The following is a 1,169-nucleotide window of genomic DNA, read 5'->3' as shown; positions in this document are numbered from 1 at the left end:
CGTGGTCCGTCCGCGACATAAACCTCAACGTTTTGAATTGGCCTGCCGATCGGCACATAAGGCTCAGCCAGCGCAGGCGGAACGGAAACCAGATGATGCGTCACGCCGTCGGCGCACTCGGTCGGCCCGTAATGATTGAGAATGGAAACGCGGGGATACAAGGCAAGCCACGCACGCGCCAATCCGGGCGTTAAAGGTTCTCCGACCGTAGAAATAATCCGCAAGCCGTCCATGGCTCGCTCTGCCGCGGCAAGCGATTGCAGATATTCAACAAACACTGCCAGCATCGACGGAACGAGTTGAACGATCGTAGCGCCGCATCATTGAATTGCTTGAAGGAGCGATGATGGCGATCTCAATGTCGAATCATCGATGATTGATGTAGAGGCTCCGACGCAAAGCCCAGAAAGAAGCTGCCAAAGCGAGATGTCAAAGCAGTGCGATGCCGTTTGCGCGACGCGATCCGTCCGAGTGAGACTTAGGGCATCGATCTTTGCCGCCAAATGATTGTTTAGGCCGTCGCGCTCGATCATTGCGCCCTTAGGCTGGCCCGTCGAACCAGACGTAAACAGAATATAGGCAAGTCCATCCGCGTTCGGGGATGGCACAACAGACGAGATCTGCACCCGGCGCAGTGCCGCCTCTATAGCTACAAATTGCGGAGCTGCTTTGCTGCTCTTCTGGAATAGGCTGAGCGAATCCGGCCGGTCTCGGCCCATCAACAAAGCGCAGCGGCTCTGCTCGATCATGAATGATGTACGGGAAGCCGGCAGCGATGGATCGAGCGGTAGGTACGTGGATCCAGCTTTCAAAATTGCGATGACCGCCGTCGCCCAGTCGAGGTCCCGCCCTCCCCAATAGCCGACAACCGCGCCGCGAGCACCCTGCTCTCGTAAGGTCCTTGCAAGGGCATCCGATCTTGATCGTAGCGCCTCATATGTGAGTTCGTCTGCGCCGTGCCTCAGCGCAACTCTCTCCGGATCCGAACTTGCAAGCCGATCGATCGCCGTGACCGCGTCAACCGGTTGACGTTCCATAGACTGCTTCTTGCCTGATTGATTTTCCGTAGGCACGCGCCCCGCCATTCGTCGCCTTCTTCGGCGCCCAAATCGGAACGCCGGAGCTCGTCATCGAGGTGACATGCGCAGCCACCCTGATTCCGCACGTCG

At 57.9% G+C, this 1,169-nt stretch carries 1 pseudogene; it reads right to left on the bottom strand.

Annotated elements, in window-relative coordinates:
- A pseudogene (locus I6F37_RS38300) lies at positions 1–1,037 on the bottom strand (AMP-binding protein); the annotation flags it as partial.
- Positions 1,038–1,169: the final 132 nt, after the last annotated feature.

Source organism: Bradyrhizobium sp. NBAIM08 (genome assembly GCF_020193935.1).
Classification (GTDB): Bacteria; Pseudomonadota; Alphaproteobacteria; order Rhizobiales; family Xanthobacteraceae; genus Bradyrhizobium; species Bradyrhizobium yuanmingense.
Note: the sequence above shows the minus strand (reverse complement) of the source record. Positions and strands in the feature narration are given on the sequence as shown.